Origin of the sequence: Bacillus sp. MMSF_3353, from assembly GCF_030733445.1 — a bacterium.
Lineage (GTDB): Bacteria > Bacillota > Bacilli > Bacillales > Bacillaceae_G > Bacillus_A > Bacillus_A wiedmannii.
Window position 1 is genome coordinate 820541 of record NZ_JASHJA010000001.1, and the last position, 24044, is coordinate 844584.

Genomic DNA, 24044 nt, shown 5'->3' on the forward strand with positions numbered 1-24044 from the left:
GTGAATAAAGGGAAGGGAAATCCGTATAATAGCTTGTTTTTGTATAGACAACAGTTATAACAACGGAGAATAGGAGGAAGGCCTTTCGTGTTTTTAAAAAGATTAGAAATAGCAGGGTTTAAGTCTTTTGCTGAGCGTGTATCTGTTGATTTTGTCCCAGGTGTAACTTCCGTAGTAGGACCTAATGGAAGTGGGAAAAGTAATATTACTGATGCGATTCGCTGGGTACTTGGTGAACAATCTGCAAAATCATTACGTGGTGCAAAGATGGAGGATATTATTTTTGCAGGCAGTGATACGAGAAGAGCAGTTAATGTTGCTGAAGTAACATTAACTTTAAATAATGAAGATCAACGTTTACCGATTGAATATAATGAGGTGTGTGTAACGCGTCGTGTATCTCGTTCTGGTGATAGTGATTTTTATATTAATAAACAATCATGTAGATTGAAAGATATTATCGATTTATTTATGGACTCTGGTATGGGAAGAGAAGCTTTTTCGATTATTAGCCAGGGGAAAGTTGAAGAGATTTTAAGTAGTAAATCAGAAGAACGTCGTGGTGTATTTGAAGAAGCTGCGGGAGTGCTGAAATACAAACTTCGTAAAAAGAAAGCTGAAGTGAAATTAGCAGACACACAAGAAAACTTAAATCGTGTACAAGATATCATTCACGAATTAAGTAGTCAAGTAGAACCTTTAGAAAGACAAGCTTCTATTGCGAAAGATTATCTCGAGAAAAAAGAAGAATTAGAGAAAGTAGAAGCGGCGCTTATTGTACATGAAATTGAAGAATTACATGAGAAATGGGAAGCGCTTCGAAATCAGTTTGGGCATAATAAAAACGAAGAAGCTAAAATGTCAACGCATTTACAAAAAGGTGAAGAAGAGCTTGAGGAATTACGAGGACAATTACAAGCAGTAGATGAGTCTGTAGATTCCTTACAAGAAGTGCTGCTTCTTTCTAGTAAAGAGCTAGAAAAGTTAGAAGGACAGCGTGAGTTATTAAAAGAGAGAAAACAAAATGCAACGACGCATTGTGCACAACTCGAACAGTTAATTGTTGAATTAACAGAGAAAGCTACAAGTTATGATGGTGAAATTGAATCCAGTACAGAAGTGTTGATGCAATTTGTAAATCAAGTAAAAGAGTTGGAGACGAAATTGCATGATAATGAGCTACTGCTTGCAACTTTTGCTGACAATTTAGAGGAACAAATTGAGAATTTAAAAGGTGACTATATTGAACTTTTAAATCAACAAGCTAGTCATCGTAATGAGTTATCTATGATTGAAGAACAATCTAAACAACAAAACTCAAAAAATGAACGCCTCGATGAAGAAAATGCGAAATATGTAGAAATACGCATGGAAATTACAGCGAAAAAGACGAAACTTGTGGAAAGTTATGAACAAGTGAAAGAAAAAGTAGCTGGTATCCTTTCGAATATACAAAAGACAGAAGCGGCACTTGGGAAATGCAAGACGCAGTATAGTGAAAATGAAACAAAACTGTATCAAGCGTATCAATTTGTACAACAGGCACGTTCTCGAAAAGAAATGCTAGAAGAGATGCAAGAGGATTACTCTGGTTTCTATCAAGGGGTACGTGAAGTATTAAAAGCTAGAGAAGATAGGTTGCAAGGTATCGAGGGTGCTGTTGCAGAACTGCTAACGGTACCGAAAGAATATGAAATTGCAATGGAAATTGCTCTAGGTGCAGCGATGCAGCATATTGTCGTACAAAAAGAAGAACATGCTCGTAATGCAATTACGTTTTTAAAACAAAATAAACATGGACGAGCAACGTTTTTACCACAAGCTGTTATTAAAAGTAGATCGTTATCATTTGAACAATTACGTATTGTAAATCAACACCCATCGTTTGTAGGTGTGGCGGCAGAACTTGTGCAATATAACAATAAATATGAAAATGTAGTTTCAAATTTATTAGGTACTGTTATTGTTGCGAAAGATTTACGTGGGGCGAATGAGTTGGCGAAACAATTGCAATACCGTTATCGCATTGTAACAATCGAAGGTGATGTAGTGAACCCTGGTGGTTCTATGACTGGTGGAGCGGTAAAACAGGCGAAATCTTCTTTATTAGGACGTCAACGTGAGCTAGAAGAGTGGACGAACAAGTTAACTGATATGGAAGAAAAAACGACAAAGTTAGAAAACTTTGTTAAAGCAGTAAAGCAAGAGATTCAAGAAAAAGAAGTGAAAATACGGGAACTAAGGCAAAGTGTAGAAGCAGAGCGTGTAGATGAACAGAAATTAAGAGAAGAAATTAGTCGCTTAGAATTAGAAGAACATCGTATTAATGATCGTTTATCTATTTACGATTTAGAGATTGAAGGATTCTTACAAGATCAAGTGAAAATACAAGGACGTAAAGAAGAGCTAGAAAAGATTTTAGCAACGCTTCAAGCGGAGATTACGGAATTAGATAGCAAAATTGTCGCTTTAACAAAACAAAAAAGTGAGCAGCATTCTTCGAAGGAAAAAGTGCAAAAAGAAATGACTGAGTTAAAAGTGTTGGCGGCTGAAAAGCAACAACGCTTATCTAATCAAAAAGAAAAAGTTGAACGATTGACGAAGGAAAAAGAAGAAACGGATGCAACGCTTGTCAAAACGAAAGAGGATTTAGCATTCTTAAAACAAGAAATGACATCTAATTCAAGTGGTGAAGAACAGATTACGAATATGATTGAGAAGAAAGCATATGATCGTAATCAAACTTCAGAGTTAATTCGCTCTCGTCGTGAACAACGCGTATCGTTACAAGAGAGAGTAGAACATTTAGAACGTAATCTGAAAGAAACAACAGGTAAACATAAATACATTCTTGAGATGCTGAAAAATCAAGAAGTAAAAATAAACCGACTTGATGTAGAGTTAGAAAATAGATTACAACATTTACGTGAAACATATACGATTTCATTTGAAGCAGCAAAACTGAAGTATACAATGATGATGCCTGCAGAGGATGCACGTAAAAAGGTGAAACTAATTAAATTATCCATCGAAGAGCTAGGCACAGTGAACTTAGGGGCAATTGAAGAGTATGAGCGTGTAGCAGAGCGTCATACATTCTTACTAGAGCAAAAAGATGACCTAGAAGAAGCGAAAGCGACATTGCACCAACTTATTACCGAAATGGATGAAGAAATGAAAAAACGTTTTTCTACTACGTTTGAAGGAATTCGAATGGAGTTTCAATCGGTATTCTCTGAATTATTTGGAGGCGGTAGAGCGGATTTAGTCATGACGAATCCAGAGGACTTATTAAATACTGGTATTGATATTGTAGCGCAACCGCCAGGGAAGAAACTGCAAAACTTAGGTTTACTTTCTGGTGGGGAGCGTGCTTTAACAGCAATTGCGCTGTTATTCGGTATTTTAAAAGTGCGCCCAGTCCCATTCTGTGTATTAGATGAGGTAGAGGCGGCTCTTGATGAGGCGAATGTTGCCCGTTTTGCGCAGTATTTAAAGAGATTTAGTGATGAGACACAGTTTATTGTTATTACACATAGAAAAGGTACAATGGAAGAGTCTGACGTATTGTACGGTGTAACAATGCAAGAGTCAGGGGTATCTAAACTTGTTTCGGTTCGTTTGGATGATGGAGAAGAACTAGTTGCAAGTAATTAGGAAGGATGGGACAGTATGAGTTTTTTTAAAAAATTAAAAGAAAAAATTTCAAAACAAACAGATACGGTAACAGAGAAATTTAAACATGGATTAGAAAAAACGAGAAATTCGTTTGCAGATAAAGTAAATGATTTAGTTTATCGTTATCGTAAAGTAGATGAAGATTTCTTTGAGGAATTAGAAGAAATTTTAATTGGTGCAGATGTCGGAGTTTCGACGGTAATGGAATTAATTGATCAATTGAAAGAAGAAGTGCAACGTCGTAACATCCAAGATCCAAAAGAAGTACAAGCTGTTATTTCAGAAAAGTTAGTAGGAATTTACAAAGGCGACAGTGAGTTTAGTAACGAAATTAATATGCAAGAGGATCAATTAACAGTTGTTTTATTTGTCGGTGTTAACGGCGTAGGGAAAACGACGACGATTGGTAAACTAGCACATAAATTCAAATCAGAAGGTAAGTCTGTCCTATTGGCGGCAGGAGATACATTCCGCGCAGGAGCGATTGAACAATTAGAAGTATGGGGCGATCGCGTTGGTGTAGAAGTGATTAAACAAGGGTCAGGATCTGATCCAGCGGCGGTTATGTATGACGCTGTACAAGCCGCGAAAGCACGTAAAGTAGACGTATTACTATGTGACACAGCAGGACGCTTACAAAATAAAGTAAACTTAATGAAAGAGTTAGAGAAAGTGAAGCGTGTAATTGAGCGTGAAGTACCGGGGGCTCCTCACGAAGTATTACTTGTTATTGATGCAACAACAGGACAAAACGGTTTAAGTCAAGCGAAGACATTCCGTGAAGCAACGAATGTTACTGGTATTGTTTTAACGAAGTTAGATGGAACTGCTAAAGGTGGTATTGTATTAGCGATTCGTAACGAAATGGATGTACCGGTGAAATTCGTTGGATTAGGAGAGCAAATGGATGACTTGCAGCAGTTTGATCCAGAACAATATGTGTATGGTTTATTTGCGAACTTAGTAGAAACAGAAGAAGTGTAAGTGAAAGAAGCGGTATTTTCCGCTTCTTTTTCTATAAAAATATGTGATGTTAAGAAAAAAACTTGACACTCTTTTGTACTCCATGTAAACTAATTCATGTAAAGGGAAATCACTTAACAAAGGATGATCCAACATGCTCGAGAAAACAACGAGAATGAACTATTTATTTGATTTTTATCAATCGTTGTTAACGCAAAAACAAAGAAGTTATATGTCGCTTTATTATCTAGATGATTTATCTCTTGGTGAAATTGCGGAAGAATTTGATGTAAGTCGCCAAGCCGTGTATGATAACATTAAACGGACTGAAGCGATGCTTGAAGAATATGAAGATAAATTAGTATTACTTCAAAAGTTTCAAGAGCGACAGCGACTTGTTGCAAAGCTAAAACAGCTAATCAGCGAAGAAGAGCATGTGAATGAAGAAATGAAACAAGTTGTTGAAGCTATCGAAAAATTAGATTAGGAGGGCGGCAATATGGCATTTGAAGGATTAGCCGACCGACTTCAACAGACAATGCAAAAAATCCGCGGCAAAGGAAAAGTTTCTGAAGCCGATGTGAAAGAAATGATGAGAGAAGTTCGTCTAGCTCTTTTAGAAGCGGACGTTAACTTTAAAGTAGTAAAAGATTTTGTAAAGCGTGTGTCTGAACGTGCTGTCGGACAAGATGTAATGACAAGTTTGACACCTGGACAACAAGTAATTAAAGTCGTACAGGAAGAACTTACAGAACTTATGGGCGGAGAGCAAAGCAAAATTGCTGTTGCTAATAGGCCACCGACTGTTATAATGATGGTTGGTCTGCAAGGTGCGGGTAAAACAACGACGACAGGTAAGCTTGCGAATTTGCTTCGTAAAAAGCATAATCGTAAACCAATGCTTGTTGCAGCGGATATTTACCGTCCAGCAGCGATTAAACAGCTTGAAACATTAGGGAAGCAATTGGACATGCCTGTATTCTCTTTAGGAGATCAAGTAAGTCCTGTTGAAATTGCGAAACAAGCGATTGCAAAAGCAAAAGAAGATCATCACGATTATGTTTTAATTGATACAGCAGGTCGCCTGCATATTGATGAAGAACTAATGGATGAATTAGCGAAAGTGAAAGAAGTTGCGAAACCGGATGAAATTTTCCTTGTTGTCGATGCGATGACGGGACAAGACGCGGTAAATGTTGCACAAAGTTTCCATGAACAGTTAGGTTTAACAGGTGTTGTATTAACGAAATTAGATGGTGATACGCGCGGTGGTGCGGCATTATCTATTAAGGCGGTAACAAATACACCGATTAAATTTGCTGGTATGGGTGAAAAACTAGATGCGATTGAAGCGTTCCATCCAGAGCGTATGGCATCCCGTATTTTAGGGATGGGAGACGTCTTAACATTAATTGAAAAAGCGCAAGCTACAGTTGATGAAGAGAAAGCAAAAGAACTTGAGCAAAAAATGCGTACGCTTTCGTTTACGCTTGACGATTTCCTAGAACAACTTGGACAAGTGCGTCAACTTGGACCGCTTGATGAATTGTTAGGAATGCTTCCTGGTGCAAATAAAATTAAAGGGCTGAAAAATGCGCAAGTTGATGAAAAACAAATTGGGCATATTGAGGCAATTATTCGTTCTATGACTAAATTAGAGCGAGAACAACCGGAAATAATCAATGCTAGTCGCAAAAAGCGCATTGCCAAAGGTAGCGGTACAACGGTACAAGAAATCAATCGTTTAATCAAGCAATTTGATGATATGAAAAAGATGATGAAAACGATGACGGGAATGCAAAAAGGTAAGAAAAAAGGACTAGGTGGATTGAAGTTTCCATTCATGTAAGGAAAAAAGATGGCTCTGTTAAGAAAAAATACTTTACAAAGCAATAGTCTTTTTGCTAATATAATTATCTGTGTGAAATAAATTCGGAGGTGCTTTATAAATGGCAGTTAAAATTCGTTTAAAACGTATGGGAGCTAAAAAAACTCCTTTCTATCGTGTAGTTGTTGCAGATTCTCGTTCTCCTCGTGACGGACGTTTCATTGAGGAAATCGGTACTTACAATCCGGTTGCTCAACCAGCTGAAGTTAAGATCAACGAAGAAGCAGCATTAAAATGGTTAGGAAATGGTGCTAAACCATCTGATACAGTTCGTAACTTATTCTCTAACCAAGGTATCATGGAGAAATTCCACTTATCTAAACAAGGTAAGTAATTGAGGCAATGACTATGAAGAAGTTAGTCGAGACGATTGTCAAGCCTCTTGTCGATCATCCTGAAGATGTAAAAGTTACACAGGAACTTTACAACGGAGAGATAAAGTATCGATTAACTGTACATCCTGAGGATGTTGGAAAAGTCATTGGAAAGCAAGGGAAAGTTGCGAAAGCAATTCGAATGCTCTTGTATTCAGTGGGACATCATAATGATGAAAAAGTAACACTGGAAATTCAATAAACGTAAAAAGGGCGAGGAGTTATTTCCTCTCCCTTTTTTAACATTTAAAGAGAAGTTGCATGTTCCATATGTGAAATGGAGATGCTTAATTTATATAGAAACCAGGGGTGACATACTATTTATGACAAAATGGTTTAACGTAGGGAAAATTGTAAATACTCATGGCGTAAGAGGAGAAATACGTGTTATTTCTCGTACTGATTTTCCAGAAGAGCGATATAAAGTAGGAAACACGTTATACATAAGTAATGAGAAAAGTACAGACTACCTTCCAGTGAAAGTAACTTCTCATCGTCAACATAAGACATTTGATCTATTAACATTTGAAGGATACAACAATGTAGATGAAGCAGAGAAGTTTAAAGGTTCTTTAATAAAAGTACCAGAAGAGCAGTTAGGTGAACTAGCTGAAGGCGAATACTACTACCATGAAATTATTGGTTGCAGTGTTGTAACGGAAGAAGGAGAAGCGTTAGGAACAATAAAAGAAATTTTATCTCCTGGTGCAAATGATGTTTGGGTAATTAAACGTCCAAAAGGTCAAGATCTATTAATTCCTTATATTGATGATGTTGTACTTCAAGTTAACATTGAGAATAAATTAGTAACCATTCATGTAATGGAAGGGCTATTATAATGAAAATTGACATTTTAACATTGTTTCCAGATATGTTTACGGGTGTGTTTGGATCTTCAATTTTAAAGAAAGCGCAAGAAAAAGAAGCGGTAGAGCTTCGTGTTGTCAATTTCCGCGATTATACAACGAGTAAGCATAATAGCGTAGATGATTATCCGTATGGTGGTGGCGCTGGGATGGTATTAACCCCCCAGCCTATCTTTGATGCAGTGGAAGAGTTAACGAAGGAAACAGACCGTAAACCGAGAGTTGTCCTAATGTGTCCACAAGGAGAGCGTTTTACGCAGAAGAAGGCAGAAGAACTTGCTGAAGAAGAGCATGTTATTTTTGTGTGTGGTCATTATGAAGGGTACGATGAACGAATTCGTGAGCATCTCGTAACGGATGAAATTTCTATCGGTGACTACGTATTAACCGGCGGAGAGTTAGCCTCTATGGTTATTACGGATAGTGTCGTGCGTCTCCTCCCAGGAGTGCTAGGAAATCATGCTTCACAAGTCGAGGATTCGTTTAGTACAGGTTTATTAGAACATCCTCATTATACACGTCCAGCTGATTTTCGTGGTATGAAGGTACCGGATGTACTAATGTCAGGAAATCATAAAAATATTGATGAATGGCGACACAAAGAATCACTACGTCGTACGTACACGCGTAGACCGGATTTACTGGAAGAACGAAAATTATCTAAGCAAGAAGCGAAATGGCTAGAACAAATTAAAGAAGACAAGTAAGGGCTTGATATATTTTCTATTGCAACAGTCCTAGCAATATGCTATTATAACACTTGTGCTACTGAAATCAGTGGCCGTATTAACGATGTTCCGCTGTAATTTATTAAGACTTTATAAGAGCATCTGTTTAAAGGAGAGAATTTAATATGCAACAATTAATCGCAGAAATTACTCAAGGCCAATTAAAAACTGACCTTCCTTCATTCCGTCCTGGAGACACTTTACGTGTACACGTAAAAGTAGTTGAGGGAACTCGTGAAAGAATTCAGCTTTTCGAAGGTGTTGTAATTAAACGTCGTGGTGGCGGAATCAGTGAAACATTCACAGTTCGTAAGATTTCTTACGGTGTAGGTGTTGAGCGTACATTCCCAGTTCACACGCCAAGAATCGCGAAACTTGAAGTACTTCGTCGTGGTAAAGTACGTCGTGCTAAGTTATACTACTTACGTAACCTTCGCGGTAAAAAAGCACGTATTAAAGAAATTCGATAAGACATGTATGGGAGCTTGTAAATACACAAGCTCCCTTTTTCCAATCTATATAAAATTTTGATATAATACGAGCAGCTTACATAATCGTGGAGGGGAAATGCATGAAAAAAGAAAAGAGTTCACTTTGGGAATGGATCAAAGCAATTTTGATTGCTGTTGTATTAGCGGGTGTTATTAGACAGTTTTTCTTTGCTCCAATTCTCGTAGATGGAGTATCGATGGCGTCTACTTTACATGATCGCGATCGAATGATTGTCAATAAAATTGGTTATCACATAGGAGATCCGAAACGATTTGATATTATCGTATTCCGAGCAACGGAAGATAAAGATTATATTAAGCGCATTATCGGCCTGCCAGGCGATGAAATAGAGTATCGTAATGATAAACTATATGTTAACGGAAAGGCTTATGAGGAGCCGTATTTAGACAAGCAAAAAAAACAAATTGCTGACGGACCGCTTACATATGATTTTACTCTTGAAGAAATGACAGGGAAGAAAACTGTTCCAGAAGGTCAATTATTTGTTTTAGGCGATAATCGTCGTTTTAGTAAAGATAGCCGTTCGATTGGTACAATTGCAATGGACCAAGTGATTGGAAAAGCAAATATACTATATTGGCCGTTAAAAGATGCTCGTATTGTGAAATAAAAGAAAAAGAAGGTGGCAACATGGTAATTCAATGGTTCCCGGGACATATGGCAAAGGCTAGACGCCAAGTAACAGAAAAATTAAAGTTAATTGATGTTGTAATTGAGCTTGTAGATGCTCGATTACCTTTATCTTCTCGAAATCCAATGATCGATGAGATTATTACACATAAGCCGAGGCTTGTTGTTTTAAATAAAGCGGATATGGCAGATGATCGTTTAACAAAGCAGTGGATTGCATATTTTAAAGAAAAAGGCCAAATGGCAATTTCAATTAACGCACAAGCTGGACAAGGTATGAAGGAAATTGCAGCGGCTTGTAAAGTGTTGGTGAAAGAAAAATTTGATAAAATGGTTGCAAAAGGTATTAGACCGAGAGCAATTCGTGCATTAATTGTAGGTATACCGAATGTTGGTAAATCTACGTTAATTAATAAGTTGGCGAAGAAAAATATTGCTAAAACAGGAGATCGTCCTGGTGTAACAACAGCTCAACAATGGATTAAAGTTGGGAAGGAAATGGAACTGTTAGATACACCGGGTATTTTATGGCCTAAATTTGAAGATCAATTAGTGGGTCTTCGTTTAGCGACAACAGGCGCAATTAAAGATTCAATTTTAAATTTACAAGATGTTGCTGTTTACGCTTTACGTTTTATGGAAAAACATTATCCAGAACGTTTGAAAGATCGATATAATTTAAATGAAATTCCAGAAGATATTGTGGAGTTATTCGATGCAATTGGAAAAAATAGAGGCTGTTTAATGGGCGGCGGAATGATTGATTATGATAAAACATCTGAGCTTATACTTCGTGAGCTTCGTGGTGGGAAACTTGGGAAAATGACGTTTGAAACACCAGAAGAGTTTGCGGAGCAAGTAGAAGGTGTTGAAAAAGTAGAAGAAGTATAAGACGTGCGTTTGTACGTCTTTTCTTTTTTGTATATAAAAGGAGTGTGCGTGAATGCAAAAAGTGACTATTCAAGAAGCGGAACATTTACTGCAAAAAATTATGAGTGAAGAGGACGACCGCTTTCAAATATTAATGAAAGATGAGCGAAAAGGGGTACAAAAGCTCATTTTGAAGTGGCATAAACAAAAAGAGTTAGCGCAGAAAGAAAAAGAAAAGTTTTTCGAAATGTCCAAGTATGAGATTGCATTACGTGAAAAAGGGCTCACATTTATTGCAGGTATAGATGAAGTAGGGCGTGGGCCGCTAGCTGGGCCTGTCGTGACGGCAGCTGTTGTCCTTCCGGAAGATTTTTATATTCCAGGGTTAAATGACTCGAAAAAGCTGAGTGAGGCGAAGCGAGAGCGTTTTTATGATGAAATTAAAGCACAAGCAATTGCAATTGGAGTTGGAATTGTATCACCACAAGTTATTGATGAGATAAATATTTATCAAGCGACGAAACAAGCGATGTTAGATGCTGTTGCGAATTTATCTTGTGCACCAGAACATTTATTAATTGATGCGATGAAACTTCCTACACCAATTCCGCAAACATCCATTATTAAAGGTGATGCGAAAAGTATTTCTATTTCAGCTGCATCCATTATTGCGAAAGTAACGAGAGATCGTATGATGAAAGAGCTTGGAGAAAAGTATCCTGCATATGGATTTGAACAACATATGGGATATGGCACAAAACAACATTTAGAAGCGATTGAAGCGCATGGAGTATTAGAAGAACATCGCAAATCGTTTGCACCAATTAAAGATACGATTCACAAATAAGCTGCGAATATGCAGCTTATTTTTTTATTTTGGTATATGAACATTATTATTTTTAAAAAAGAATAAAGCGATTTCAGTTTTCTGACACTTTATTGTAGACAGCGTGCCAATCATCTTATACAATGGCAATGTAATGTTTTTTAAACATTTAAAAACTTTTCGAGTAAAACAGGAAAACAGGGGAGGATGGGACCATGAATATCCATGAGTACCAAGGTAAGGCAGTCCTTAAAAGCTATGGGGTTAGCGTTCCGAACGGGAAGGTTGCATTTACAGTAGAAGAAGCTGTAGAAGCAGCGAAAGAATTAGGAACGGATGTATGTGTAGTAAAAGCACAAATTCACGCTGGTGGACGCGGCAAAGCTGGCGGAGTAAAAGTTGCAAAAAATTTAGAAGAAGTTCGTACATATGCAGAGAGCATTTTAGGAACTACACTTGTGACACATCAAACAGGTCCTGAAGGTAAGGAAGTAAAACGCTTACTTATCGAAGAAGGTTGCGATATTAAAAAAGAATATTATGTTGGTCTAGTTTTAGATCGTGCAACTTCTCAAGTTGTTTTAATGGCATCTGAAGAAGGTGGAACAGAAATTGAAGAAGTAGCAGAGCAAACACCTGAAAAGATCTTTAAAGAATATATTGATCCAGCAGTAGGCTTACAAGGCTTCCAAGCGCGCCGAATCGCGTTTAACATCAATATTCCAAAAGAGCTTGTAGGACAAGCTGTGAAGTTTATGATGGGCTTATACCGTGCGTTTATCGAAAAAGATTGCTCTATCGCGGAGATCAATCCACTTGTTACAACAGGTGACGGTAAAGTTATGGCATTAGATGCGAAATTAAACTTTGATTCTAATGCTTTATATCGCAATAAAGACATTTTAGAACTTCGTGATCTTGATGAAGAAGATTCAAAAGAAATTGAAGCTTCTAAATATGACCTAAACTACATTCCTTTAGATGGAAATATCGGTTGTATGGTTAATGGTGCAGGTTTAGCGATGGCTACAATGGATATCATTAAACATTACCATGGCGATCCAGCTAACTTCTTAGATGTTGGTGGCGGTGCAACAGCTGAAAAAGTTACAGAAGCATTCAAAATTATCCTTTCTGACAAAAATGTAAAAGGTATCTTCGTTAACATTTTTGGTGGCATTATGAAGTGTGATGTTATCGCAGAAGGTGTTATTGAAGCGACGAAACAAGTAGGTCTTGAATTGCCTTTAGTTGTACGTCTTGAAGGTACAAACGTAGAGTTAGGTAAGAAAATTTTAAATGAGTCTGGCTTAAATATTGTTGCAGCAGAATCTATGGCAGACGGTGCACAAAAAATTGTTTCACTAGTGGGCTAATAGAAAGCGGGGGAGAAAAATGAGCGTATTAGTTAATAAAGATACAAAAGTTATTGTTCAAGGTATTACAGGTTCTCAAGGTTTATTCCACACAAAACAAATGATTGAATACGGTACGAAAATTGTCGGTGGTGTAACGCCAGGTAAAGGTGGCACTGATATTGAAGGTGTACCAGTATTTGATACTGTAGAAGATGCAGTGAAAGCAACAGGCGCAAACGCTTCAGTTGTATACGTTCCACCCGCTTTTGCGGCTGATGCAATTATGGAAGCAGTTGATGCAGAAATCGATTTAGTAGTATGTATTACTGAAGGTATTCCTGTATTAGATATGGTAAATGTAAAGAGATATATGGCAGGTAAACATACACGTTTACTTGGACCAAACTGTCCTGGTGTTATTACGCCTGATGAATGTAAAATTGGTATTATGCCAGGGTACATTCATAAAAAAGGCCATGTAGGTATCGTATCTCGCTCTGGTACATTAACGTATGAGGCTGTACATCAGTTAACACAAGAAGGTATTGGCCAATCTACTGCTGTAGGTATCGGCGGGGACCCAGTTAACGGTACGGACTTTATAGATGCGTTAAAAGCATTTAATGAAGATGAAGAAACACATGCTGTAATTATGATTGGTGAAATTGGTGGTACAGCGGAAGAAGAGGCGGCTGAATGGGTGAAAGCTAATATGACAAAACCTGTTGTAGGCTTCATTGGTGGCCAAACAGCGCCTGCTGGCAAACGTATGGGCCATGCTGGTGCAATCATTTCTGGTGGTAAAGGAACTGCTGCAGAAAAGATTAAAACGATGGAAGCTTGTGGTATTAAAGTAGCGGAAACTCCAGCGGTTATGGGCGAAACGCTAATCTCTGTCTTAAAAGAAAAAGGGCTATTTGAGACTTGTAAAAACTACTAATCTGTTGAAAGACACCTTCTTGCTTGAAGGTGTCTTTTTACGCAATTCTTGTTTACATAATAAAAATTATGGGTAAGGAGAATTAAGATGAAAAGAGAACGATTATTACATCTTCATTATTTTTTAGCAGATCATTGGAAGGCGATGGAAAGACTACTATATGTCGATCCTGAATTGAAGGGAATATACACTTTTAATACGAAACAAATGGAATACTACACTGGAATATCCTCGAAAAAATCTTCAGAATTAGTAAATTTTCTTCAAAGTTCAAATCTCTCGCAATATATATCTTATTTAGAGAAAAATCGAATTTTTTATATGACTATATGGGATGAAGATTATCCACAATTATTACGTGAAATACAAGATCCCCCATTTGTATTATATGGAAAAGGAGAGAAGTATTTTCTCAATAAATCGAATAAATTGGCGGTTATTGGAACTAGAGAACCGACTTTATATGGACATGAGAGTTTAAAATTTATTTTACACCCATTATTAGAAAGGGAATGGCTTATTGTCAGTGGGTTTGCAAGAGGGATAGATACAATGTCTCATGAAATTACAGTAAGACGGCATTGCCCGACTATTGCAATACTAGGACATGGATTATCGTATATGTATCCAAAAGAGAATAGACATTTATATGAAACGTGGAATGAATATATATTGTTATTAACAGAGTATCCGCCGCACTATGCACCGAAAAAATGGTATTTTCCAAAAAGGAACCGGATTATTAGTGGTATAAGTAAGGGTGTTTTAGTTGTAGAAGCGAAATCAAGAAGTGGAACACTTATTACTGCGGACCTTGCTTTAGAGCAAAATAGAGAGGTATTTGCACTTCCTGGACCTATATTTATAGATAGTGCATCAGGAACGAATCATCTGATTCAACAAGGAGCAAAACTAGTAAGAAATGCAGAAGATATCTTGGAAGAAGTTTTAAATTAACTTTATATTTTTATGTTTTTATTAAACAATTATTGACAAATGGTAGATAGGCACTGTATGGTATATTCATTCTTGATTGACAAAAACAAGAGAAATCAATAAGATTGATGAAGACTTGAATCCACCTCTTAAGGAGGCACTAGCATGTCAGATTACCTCGTAATCGTGGAGTCGCCTTCTAAGGCGAAGACCATTGAGAAATATTTAGGGAAAAAATACAAAGTTGTCGCGTCTATGGGACACGTTCGCGATTTACCTAAAAGCCAAATGGGGATAGAAGTAAAGAACAACTTCACCCCGAAGTATATTACCATTCGTGGTAAAGGTCCCGTCTTAAAAGATTTAAAATCAGCGGCCAAAAAAGCAAAGAAAGTCTATCTCGCGGCCGATCCAGACCGCGAAGGGGAAGCGATTGCTTGGCATTTAGCCAATACGTTAAATGTGGACGTTGAATCAGATTGCCGAGTTGTGTTTAATGAGATTACAAAAGATGCAATAAAAGAATCATTTAAACATCCTCGTGCGATTAATATGGATTTAGTAGATGCACAGCAAGCAAGGCGTATACTAGATCGTCTTGTTGGTTACAATATTAGTCCTTTATTATGGAAGAAAGTAAAAAAAGGATTAAGTGCAGGACGCGTACAATCTGTAGCAGTTCGTTTAATTATCGAACGTGAAAAAGAAATTCAAATCTTTGAGCCTGAAGAATTCTGGACAATTAAGACAGAATTTGTGAAAGGGAAAGACACATTTGAAGCAAGTTTTTACGGTGTAGATGGTGAAAAAGTTCAATTAACGAATGAAACGCAAGTGAATGAAATAATTGAACAGATGAAAGATAATGCGTTTTCAGTTGAAAATGTAACGCGAAAAGAGCGAAAACGTAATCCTGCATTACCGTTTACAACATCTTCCTTGCAACAAGAGGCAGCTCGTAAGTTAAACATGCGAGCAAAGAAAACAATGATGCTCGCGCAGCAATTGTATGAAGGGATAGATCTTGGAAAGCAAGGGACTGTAGGTCTTATTACGTATATGAGAACTGACTCAACACGTATCTCAGAAACAGCTCAAACAGAGGCGCGTACTTACATTACTGAGGCGTTTGGTGCGGAATACATAGGGACAGAAAAGAAGAAAGAAACGAAAAAGTCGAACGCGCAAGATGCGCATGAGGCAATTCGTCCTACTTCGGTAATGAGAAGGCCAGAGGAACTAAAGAGTTTCTTAAGTCGTGATCAACTTCGGTTGTATAAACTGATTTGGGAGCGATTTGTTGCAAGTCAAATGGCGTCTGCTATAATGGATACTGTGACAGCTAGACTCATTAATAACAATGTTCAGTTCCGTGCAAGTGGATCGGTTGTAAAGTTTCCAGGATTTATGAAAGTGTATGTAGAGTCGAAAGATGACGGGGCTGAAGAAAAGGATAAAATGTTGCCACCTTTAGAAGTAGGGGAAACGGTATTTTCGAAGGATTTAGAACCGAAGCAACACTTTACACAACCTCCGCCGCGCTATACAGAGGCTCGTCTAGTAAGAACACTTGAAGAGCTTGGAATTGGAAGACCGTCGACTTACGTACCGACACTTGAAACGATTCAAAAACGTGGATACGTAGGTTTGGATAATAAACGCTTCGTTCCAACTGAACTTGGTGAAATAGTAATTGAACTTATTTTAGAGTTTTTCCCAGAAATTATTAACATTGAATTTACTGCTAACATGGAGCAAAGTCTTGATGAAGTAGAAGAAGGAAATGCGAATTGGGTAAAAATTGTTGATGATTTCTACGTAGGCTTTGAACCGCGTTTAGAAAAAGCGGAAAAAGAAATGCGTGAAGTGGAAATTAAAGATGAACCAGCTGGGGAAGACTGTGAATTGTGTGATCACCCAATGGTCTTTAAAATGGGTAAATACGGGAAATTTATGGCTTGTTCGAATTTCCCAGATTGTCGTAATACAAAACCGATTGTGAAAGAAATCGGTGTTACTTGTCCGAAGTGTGATAAAGGTCAAATTATTGAACGCCGTAGTAATAAAAAGAAACGTCTTTTCTATGGATGCGGTACGTATCCAGAGTGTGACTTTGTATCTTGGGATAAACCAATTGGTCGTAAATGTCCGAAGTGCGAAGGTATGCTTGTAGAGAAGAAGTTGAAAAAAGGCGTGCAAGTACAATGTATTTCGTGTGATTATGAAGAAGAACAACAAATGTGAGCGTAACTGCTCACATTTTTTTCGGGAAGAAAAGGAAAGGTGATAAATATGACAACACAAGTAGTAAACGTCATTGGCGCAGGTCTTGCAGGAAGTGAAGCAGCTTACCAAATTGCAAAACGTGGTGTCCAAGTGAAATTATATGAAATGAGACCAGTAAGGCAAACGCCAGCTCATCACACAGATAAATTTGCAGAGTTAGTATGCAGTAACTCGCTTCGCGCAAACACATTAACAAACGCTGTTGGTGTTATTAAAGAAGAAATGCGTTTAATGGACTCTGTTATTATTCGTGCAGCTGATGAGTGCTCTGTACCAGCAGGAGGAGCTTTAGCTGTAGATCGTCATGAATTTGCGGCAAAGGTAACAGAGTATGTGAAAAAACATCCGAACGTAACTGTGATGAATGAAGAAATTACTGAAATTCCAGAAGGGCCTACTGTTATCGCGACAGGTCCACTTACGTCTCCTGATCTTGCTGCACAATTAAAAGAATTAACAGGTGAAGATTATTTTTATTTCTATGATGCTGCAGCACCGATTGTTGAGAAAGATAGCATTGATATGAATAAAGTATATTTAAAGTCTCGTTACGATAAAGGGGAAGCTGCATATTTAAACTGCCCAATGACGGAAGAGGAATTTGACCGTTTTTACGAGGCATTAATTGCTGCTGAAACAGTACCTTTAAAAGAATTTGAAAAAGAAATTTTCTTTGAAGGTTGTATGCCGGTAGAAGTTATGGCAAGTAGAGGAAGACAGACGCTAGTATTTGGACCGATGAAACCTGTTGGATTAGAAGATCCGAAAACAGGAAAAACGCCATATGCTGTTGTTCAGTTACGTCAAGATGATGCAGCAGGAACGTTATACAATATCGTAGGTTTCCAAACGCATTTAAAGTGGGGACCACAAAAAGAAGTGTTACAGTTGATTCCAGGACTGGAAAATGCAGAGATTGTACGTTATGGTGTAATGCATCGTAATACGTTTATTAATTCACCTAACTTGCTTCGTCCAACATATCAATATAAACAACGTGATGATTTATTCTTCGCTGGCCAAATGACTGGAGTAGAGGGATATGTTGAATCGGCGGCATCAGGATTACTAGCGGGTATTAACGCTGCTCGACTTGTGAAAGGTGAAGAGCCGGTTGTATTACCGCCTGTAACTGCAATGGGAAGTATGGCGAATTATATTACTGCGACAAACGCGAAAAACTTCCAGCCAATGAATGCAAACTTCGGTTTGTTTGCACCGTTAGAGAAGAAAATTAAGAGGAAAGCAGAACGAAATGAAGCATATGCAACACGCGCTTTAGAAACAATTCAAAATTTTGTAAATATTTAGTTAAATTTCTTGCAAAGGCTACTAAGTTGTGATACGATTTAGTAGCCTTTATTGAGGTGAATTGTGTGAATGTGAAGAAATTGTTACAATTATTCGTTGGATATTTACAAATTGAAAGAAATTATTCAAAATATACAATTGCAAGTTATCAAAATGATTTAGAACATTTTGTGCAATTTATGGAGCGAGAAGGCATATCCTCTTTTTTAGATGTTACATACGCGGATGTTCGTTTGTACTTAACGACGTTGCACGATGAAAAGTTAGCCCGTAAATCTGTCGCAAGAAAAGTATCAAGCTTACGAAGTTTATATCGTTTTTTGATGCGTGAAGGTTATCGGAAAGATAATCCGTTTGCACTTGCGTCACTCCCCAAAAAAGAATTGTCAATCCCAAAGTTTTTATATGCTGAAGAATTAGAGGAATTATTTGAAGTTGCTGATACGGAAACACCGCTAGGTCAAAGGAATCAAGCTTTATTAGAGTTGATGTATGCGACTGGAATCCGTGTGAGTGAATGTGTCAATTTACAACTTACCGATATTGACTTCGCGGTGGGAACAATTTTAGTAATGGGAAAAGGAAAAAAACAAAGGTATATTCCGTTCGGAAGCTATGCGCAAGATGCTTTAATTACTTATATAGAGAACGGGAGAAAACAGTTGGCTCACAAAACTGAAGAACACTCTCATATGGTATTTTTAAATGCGAAAGGCACGCCGCTAACAAGTCGAGGGGTACGCTATGTATTAAACGAACTCATTAAGAAGGCTTCACTGACAATGCGGATAAGTCCCCATATGTTAAGGCATACATTTGCTACACATATGTTAGATGAAGGGGCAGATTTACGTACTGTACAGGAGCTACTCGGTCATGAGAATTTGTCGACGACACAAATTTATACGCATGTCTCTAAAGAAAGATTGCGTTCGGTCTACATGAAGCATCACCCGCGGGCATAAATTGCTTTTAAAGCTATAAAAACATATAAAGGAGTTTTTTCTATGGGAAATTTCCACGCTACAACGATATTTGCAGTTCATCATAATGGAGAATGTGCAATGGCTGGAGATGGTCAGGTGACAATGGGAAATGCAGTTGTAATGAAACATACAGCTCGTAAAGTCCGTAAACTTTTCCAAGGGAAAGTTTTAGCTGGCTTTGCAGGTTCCGTTGCTGACGCATTTACTCTTTTTGAAATGTTTGAAGGGAAATTAGAAGAGTACAATGGGAACTTGCAGCGTGCTGCAGTTGAGATGGCAAAACAATGGCGTGGCGACAAAATGTTACGTCAGCTAGAAGCGATGCTCATTGTCATGGATAAAACAACTATGCTTCTTGTTTCAGGTACAGGAGAAGTGATTGAACCAGATGATGGGATTTTAGCGATTGGATCTGGTGGGAATTATGCGCTTTCTGCAGGTCGTGCTTTAAAGCAATATGCAAGTGAACATTTAACAGCGAAGCAAATTGCGAAAGCGAGTTTAGACATTGCTGGCGATATTTGTGTTTATACAAACCACAATATAATTGTGGAAGAATTGTAGAATCGTAAGGGAGGCATTTTATATGCATTTACATTTTACTCCGCGTCAAATTGTGGAAAAATTAGATCAATACATTATCGGTCAAAAAGATGCGAAGAAAGCGGTTGCTGTAGCTTTAAGAAATCGATATCGTCGAAGTAAATTAGCTGAAAATCTACGTGATGAAATTGCGCCTAAAAATATTTTAATGATTGGACCGACAGGTGTTGGTAAAACAGAGGTAGCACGACGAATGGCGAAACTCGTTGGAGCACCTTTTATTAAGGTTGAAGCTACCAAGTTTACAGAAGTTGGATATGTAGGTAGAGATGTAGAATCGATGGTACGTGACCTTGTGGAAACGTCAGTTCGTATCGTGAAAGAAGAAATGGTAATTAAAGTACAAGACAAAGCAGAAGAACAAGCGAACCAACGTCTTGTTGAAATTTTAGTGCCGAGTCCGGAGAAACAATCTGGATTTAAAAACCCATTAGAAATGCTATTTGGCGGTGCTCAAAATTCGAATCAAACATCTGATGCACAGGAAGATGGTGAAATCGAAAAGAAACGTCAAGATGTGGAAAGAAAGCTTGCTGCAGGACTTCTTGAAGATGAAATTGTATCGATTGAAGTGACTGAGCAACAGTCTTCCATGTTCGATATGTTACAAGGAACTGGTATGGAACAAATGGGAATGAATTTCCAGGATGCATTAGGAAGTTTTATGCCGAAAAAAACAAAAAAACGTAAACTTTCTGTGAAAGAAGCAAGAAAACTCTTGACAAATGAGGAAGCACAGCGCTTAATTGATATGGATGAAGTTACACAAGAGGCTGTTTATCGTGCTGAACAGCTCGGGATTATTTTTATCGATGAAATTGACAAAATTGCTGGTAAGCAGTCGAATAGCGTAGATGTATCACGTGAAGGTGTGCAACGTGACATTTTACCAATTGTAGAAGGATCGAATGTTGCGACAAAATACGGATCAGTAAAAACGGATTATATTTTATTCGTTGCAGCTGGAGCGTTTCATATGTCTAAACCGTCGGATTTAATTCCGGAACTGCAAGGGAGATTTCCGATTCGAGTAGAATTAACAAAATTATCGACAGATGATTTTGTTAAAATATTAATCGAGCCTGACAATGCGTTAATTAAACAATATATGGCTTTATTAGCGACTGAAGGTATAGAAATTGAATTTTCAGACGAAGCTATTCGTAAGATTGCTGAGATTGCTTATCAAGTTAATCAGGATACAGATAATATTGGAGCAAGAAGACTTCATACGATTATGGAGAAACTCCTTGAAGATTTATCGTTTGAAGCATCTGAAATTACGTTAGAGAAAATAACGATAACACCTCAATACGTTGAGGAGAAATTAGCAACGATTGCTAAAAATAAAGATGTGAGCCAGTTTATTTTGTAATAGTGTCATCAGGTGACTCGCCCTAGTTTCCAAGTGATGAAAAAATATGTAAGTAACATGTAGGAGGAACTTTTGAAATGGAATTATTAGCAAAAACAAGAAAATTAAATGCGTTATTACAGAGCGCAGCAGGAAAGCCTGTAAACTTTAGAGAAATGTCTGACACAATGTGTGAAGTAATTGAAGCGAACGTATTCGTAGTAAGTCGTCGTGGTAAATTACTAGGTTATGCAATTCACCAACAAATTGAGAATGAGCGTATGAAACAAATGCTTGCAGAGCGTCAATTCCCGGAAGAGTACACGCAAAGCTTATTCAACATTACAGAAACATCTTCAAACTTAGATGTAAACAGTGCTTACACAGCATTCCCAGTAGAAAATAGAGAATTATTCGGTCAAGGTTTAACTACAATCGTACCAATCGTTGGTGGTGGTGAGCGTCTAGGCACATTAGTGTTAGCTCGTCTTGGTCAAGAGTTCTTAGACGATGATTTAATCCTTGCTGAATACAGTTCAACTGTAGTAGGTATGGAAATCTTACGTGAAAAAGCAGAAGAAATCGAAGAGGAAGCACGTAGTAAAGCTGTTGTTCAAATGGCGATTAGCTCATTATCTTACAGTGAGTTAGAAGCAATCGAGCATATCTTCGAAGAATTAAATGGAACAGAAGGTTTACTTGTTGCAAGTAAAATTGCTGATCGCGTAGGAATTACTCGCTCTGTAATCGTAAATGCACTACGTAAATTAGAAAGTGCTGGTGTTATTGAGTCTCGCTCTTTAGGTATGAAAGGAACATACATTAAAGTGCTAAACGACAAGTTTCTACAGGAACTTGCTAAATTAAAAACAAACTAATTTATAAAACTCTCCTCGTTTTTTGAGGAGAGTTTTTTGTGTGTAAAAGATTAATGGTGTCTGTAAAAAGCGTCATAATCGTGTTCTTTGGAAAAGCTATGAGTTGAATTTCACTTTTTTGCTTAAAAGAAATGCAGGTTGGTAATACTAGAATTCGAGTGTGAACAAAGAAAGTTTTACATTGTTCGCATTTTCGACTTGATTGTAATATTTCAGTATGATATAGTAAGCAGTGGTGTCAGTACAAAGTACACACGTTTGCTGATTTAAGTGTTGGTGCTACGTTTGTAGTTTCGCTTAGAGATGAAGTAAACGGAGGATATCAAAAACCATTTAGGAGGAACTATATTATGTCAGTAATTTCTATGAAGCAATTGCTTGAAGCTGGTGTTCATTTCGGACATCAAACTCGTCGTTGGAACCCAAAAATGAAGCGTTACATTTTCACAGAGCGTAACGGTATCTACATCATCGACTTACAAAAAACTGTGAAAAAAGTTGAGGAAGCTTACAGAACGATGCGCGACATCGCTGCTGAAGGTGGAGACATTTTATTCGTAGGTACTAAAAAACAAGCACAAGAAGCTATTAAAGAAGAAGCAACTCGTGCTGGTATGTACTTCGTTAACCAACGTTGGTTAGGTGGAACTTTAACAAACTTCCAAACAATCCAAAAGCGTATCAAGCGTCTTAAAGACATCGAAAGAATGCAAGAAGATGGTACTTTCGAAGTACTTCCTAAGAAAGAAGTTGTTCAACTTAAAAAAGAGTTAGAGCGTCTTGAGAAATTCTTAGGCGGTATTAAAGATATGAAAGGTCTTCCAAGTGCATTATTCATAGTAGACCCTCGTAAAGAGCGTATTGCAGTTGCTGAAGCACGCAAATTACACATTCCAATCATCGGTATCGTTGATACAAACTGTGATCCAGACGAAATCGATCACGTTATCCCAGCAAACGATGATGCAATTCGTGCTGTAAAACTTCTTACATCTAAAATGGCAGACGCGATCCTTGAAGCAAAACAAGGTGAAGAAACTGTTACTGCGTAACAAATTTGGAAAGGTGATAAGGGGTTCGGCCTTTTATCACCTTTTTTAAGGTATAAACACCTTTATAAAAGGTATAAATACATATTTTAGGAGGATGAAAAATATGGCAATCACTGCACAAATGGTAAAAGAACTTCGTGAAAAAACAGGCGCAGGTATGATGGACTGCAAAAAAGCTTTAACTGAGACTAATGGCGACATGGAGAAAGCAATTGACTTCTTACGTGAAAAAGGTATTGCAAAAGCTGCTAAAAAAGCAGACCGCATCGCTGCTGAAGGCTTAACTTTCATCGAAACAAACGGTAACGAAGGTTTAATCTTAGAATTAAACTCTGAAACTGATTTCGTTGCGAAAAACGAAGGTTTCCAAGCATTAATTAAAGAATTAGCTGCACACTTATTAACTAACAAACCAGCTAACATTGAAGAAGCTATGGCTCAAACAATCGAAGGCGGCAAAACAGTAGAAGAGCACATCAACGAAGCAATCGCTAAAATTGGTGAAAAACTTACACTTCGTCGTTTCGAAATCGTATCAAAAACTGATGCTGATGCATTCGGCGCTTACCTACACATGGGTGGACGTATTGGTGTATTAACAGTTCTTGAAGGTTCTACTGACGAAGCTGCTGCTAAAGATGTAGCAATGCACATCGCAGCAGTTAACCCTAAATACATCGACCGCGATGCTGTAACAGCTGAAGAAGTTGAGCATGAGCGTCAAGTATTGACACAACAAGCTTTAAACGAAGGCAAGCCTGAAAAAATCGTTGCAAAAATGGTTGAAGGCCGTCTAGGCAAATTCTTCGAAGAAATTTGCTTACTTGACCAAGCATTCGTTAAAAACCCTGATATGAAAGTTCGCCAGTTCGTTGAGTCTAAAGGCGGAACATTAAAAGGATTCGTTCGCTACGCTGTTGGTGAAGGTATCGAAAAACGCGAAGACAACTTTGCTGAAGAAGTAATGAACCAAGTAAAAGGTAGCAACTAATAAAGATTAGGGA

Annotated in this window: 23 protein-coding genes; all 23 read left to right on the top strand. The window is 37.7% G+C overall.

Annotated features, from left to right (window positions below):
- The first annotated feature begins 87 nt into the window (after positions 1–87).
- The 23 genes from smc to tsf all read left to right on the top strand — a co-directional run bounded on the left by smc (position 88) and on the right by tsf (position 24031).
- Positions 88–3657 (top strand): chromosome segregation protein SMC, encoded by a 3570-nt coding sequence (gene smc, locus RBB48_RS04515; protein WP_097889672.1) that lies wholly within the window; start codon positions 88–90, stop codon positions 3655–3657.
- A gap of 15 nt (positions 3658–3672) precedes the next feature.
- On the top strand, positions 3673–4662 hold the full coding sequence (gene ftsY, locus RBB48_RS04520) for a signal recognition particle-docking protein FtsY (protein WP_000007644.1): 990 nt from the start codon (positions 3673–3675) through the stop codon (positions 4660–4662).
- Positions 4663–4795: 133 nt separating this feature from the next.
- Positions 4796–5128: a putative DNA-binding protein gene (locus RBB48_RS04525; RefSeq protein ID WP_000891061.1), complete on the top strand. Its 333-nt coding sequence runs from the start codon at positions 4796–4798 to the stop codon at positions 5126–5128.
- 12 nt (positions 5129–5140) lie between these two features.
- Positions 5141–6490: a signal recognition particle protein gene (ffh, locus tag RBB48_RS04530; protein ID WP_000863466.1), complete on the top strand. Its 1350-nt coding sequence runs from the start codon at positions 5141–5143 to the stop codon at positions 6488–6490.
- A gap of 100 nt (positions 6491–6590) precedes the next feature.
- Positions 6591–6863: a 30S ribosomal protein S16 gene (rpsP, locus tag RBB48_RS04535; protein ID WP_000268750.1), complete on the top strand. Its 273-nt coding sequence runs from the start codon at positions 6591–6593 to the stop codon at positions 6861–6863.
- A gap of 14 nt (positions 6864–6877) precedes the next feature.
- Complete coding sequence (locus RBB48_RS04540; RefSeq protein ID WP_000737397.1) at positions 6878–7105, top strand: KH domain-containing protein; 228 nt, start codon at positions 6878–6880, stop codon at positions 7103–7105.
- Between the two features lie 121 nt (positions 7106–7226).
- Positions 7227–7742 (top strand): ribosome maturation factor RimM, encoded by a 516-nt coding sequence (rimM, locus tag RBB48_RS04545; protein WP_000170282.1) that lies wholly within the window; start codon positions 7227–7229, stop codon positions 7740–7742.
- Positions 7742–8476 (top strand): tRNA (guanosine(37)-N1)-methyltransferase TrmD, encoded by a 735-nt coding sequence (gene trmD / locus RBB48_RS04550; protein WP_097889673.1) that lies wholly within the window; start codon positions 7742–7744, stop codon positions 8474–8476. Before rimM ends, trmD begins: the two co-directional genes overlap by 1 nt.
- 146 nt (positions 8477–8622) lie before the next feature.
- On the top strand, positions 8623–8967 hold the full coding sequence (gene rplS, locus RBB48_RS04555) for a 50S ribosomal protein L19 (protein WP_001186518.1): 345 nt from the start codon (positions 8623–8625) through the stop codon (positions 8965–8967).
- A gap of 101 nt (positions 8968–9068) precedes the next feature.
- Positions 9069–9620 carry a signal peptidase I gene (lepB, locus tag RBB48_RS04560; protein WP_087981660.1) on the top strand — a complete coding sequence of 184 codons (552 nt, stop codon included), beginning with the start codon at positions 9069–9071 and terminating at the stop codon, positions 9618–9620.
- Positions 9621–9640: 20 nt separating this feature from the next.
- Complete coding sequence (gene ylqF, locus RBB48_RS04565; RefSeq protein ID WP_048546006.1) at positions 9641–10531, top strand: ribosome biogenesis GTPase YlqF; 891 nt, start codon at positions 9641–9643, stop codon at positions 10529–10531.
- A 52-nt stretch (positions 10532–10583) separates the two neighbouring features.
- The gene (locus RBB48_RS04570; protein ID WP_088064287.1) at positions 10584–11357 is read left to right on the top strand and encodes a ribonuclease HII; all 774 of its coding nucleotides are present in this window, start codon (positions 10584–10586) and stop codon (positions 11355–11357) included.
- 194 nt (positions 11358–11551) lie between these two features.
- The gene (sucC, locus tag RBB48_RS04575; protein ID WP_098109630.1) at positions 11552–12712 is read left to right on the top strand and encodes an ADP-forming succinate--CoA ligase subunit beta; all 1161 of its coding nucleotides are present in this window, start codon (positions 11552–11554) and stop codon (positions 12710–12712) included.
- A gap of 19 nt (positions 12713–12731) precedes the next feature.
- Positions 12732–13634: a succinate--CoA ligase subunit alpha gene (sucD, locus tag RBB48_RS04580; protein ID WP_000115178.1), complete on the top strand. Its 903-nt coding sequence runs from the start codon at positions 12732–12734 to the stop codon at positions 13632–13634.
- A gap of 87 nt (positions 13635–13721) precedes the next feature.
- Positions 13722–14591, top strand: coding sequence for a DNA-processing protein DprA (dprA, locus tag RBB48_RS04585; protein WP_088064286.1), 870 nt, complete (start codon positions 13722–13724; stop codon positions 14589–14591).
- Between the two features lie 144 nt (positions 14592–14735).
- The gene (gene topA, locus RBB48_RS04590; RefSeq protein WP_001286953.1) at positions 14736–16814 is read left to right on the top strand and encodes a type I DNA topoisomerase; all 2079 of its coding nucleotides are present in this window, start codon (positions 14736–14738) and stop codon (positions 16812–16814) included.
- Between the two features lie 48 nt (positions 16815–16862).
- The gene (trmFO, locus tag RBB48_RS04595; RefSeq protein ID WP_060488428.1) at positions 16863–18167 is read left to right on the top strand and encodes an FADH(2)-oxidizing methylenetetrahydrofolate--tRNA-(uracil(54)-C(5))-methyltransferase TrmFO; all 1305 of its coding nucleotides are present in this window, start codon (positions 16863–16865) and stop codon (positions 18165–18167) included.
- Positions 18168–18232: 65 nt separating this feature from the next.
- On the top strand, positions 18233–19132 hold the full coding sequence (gene xerC, locus RBB48_RS04600; RefSeq protein WP_001101235.1) for a tyrosine recombinase XerC: 900 nt from the start codon (positions 18233–18235) through the stop codon (positions 19130–19132).
- Positions 19133–19174: 42 nt separating this feature from the next.
- Complete coding sequence (gene hslV, locus RBB48_RS04605; RefSeq protein ID WP_000526271.1) at positions 19175–19717, top strand: ATP-dependent protease proteolytic subunit HslV; 543 nt, start codon at positions 19175–19177, stop codon at positions 19715–19717.
- A 22-nt stretch (positions 19718–19739) separates the two neighbouring features.
- A complete protein-coding gene (gene hslU, locus RBB48_RS04610) occupies positions 19740–21131 on the top strand; it encodes an ATP-dependent protease ATPase subunit HslU (protein ID WP_060488429.1) in 1392 nt (463 codons plus the stop codon).
- A 77-nt stretch (positions 21132–21208) separates the two neighbouring features.
- Positions 21209–21988 carry a GTP-sensing pleiotropic transcriptional regulator CodY gene (gene codY / locus RBB48_RS04615; protein ID WP_000421290.1) on the top strand — a complete coding sequence of 260 codons (780 nt, stop codon included), beginning with the start codon at positions 21209–21211 and terminating at the stop codon, positions 21986–21988.
- A gap of 350 nt (positions 21989–22338) precedes the next feature.
- Positions 22339–23040, top strand: coding sequence for a 30S ribosomal protein S2 (gene rpsB, locus RBB48_RS04620; protein WP_048546000.1), 702 nt, complete (start codon positions 22339–22341; stop codon positions 23038–23040).
- A gap of 103 nt (positions 23041–23143) precedes the next feature.
- A complete protein-coding gene (gene tsf, locus RBB48_RS04625) occupies positions 23144–24031 on the top strand; it encodes a translation elongation factor Ts (RefSeq protein WP_048545999.1) in 888 nt (295 codons plus the stop codon).
- The last annotated feature ends 13 nt before the right edge of the window (positions 24032–24044 follow it).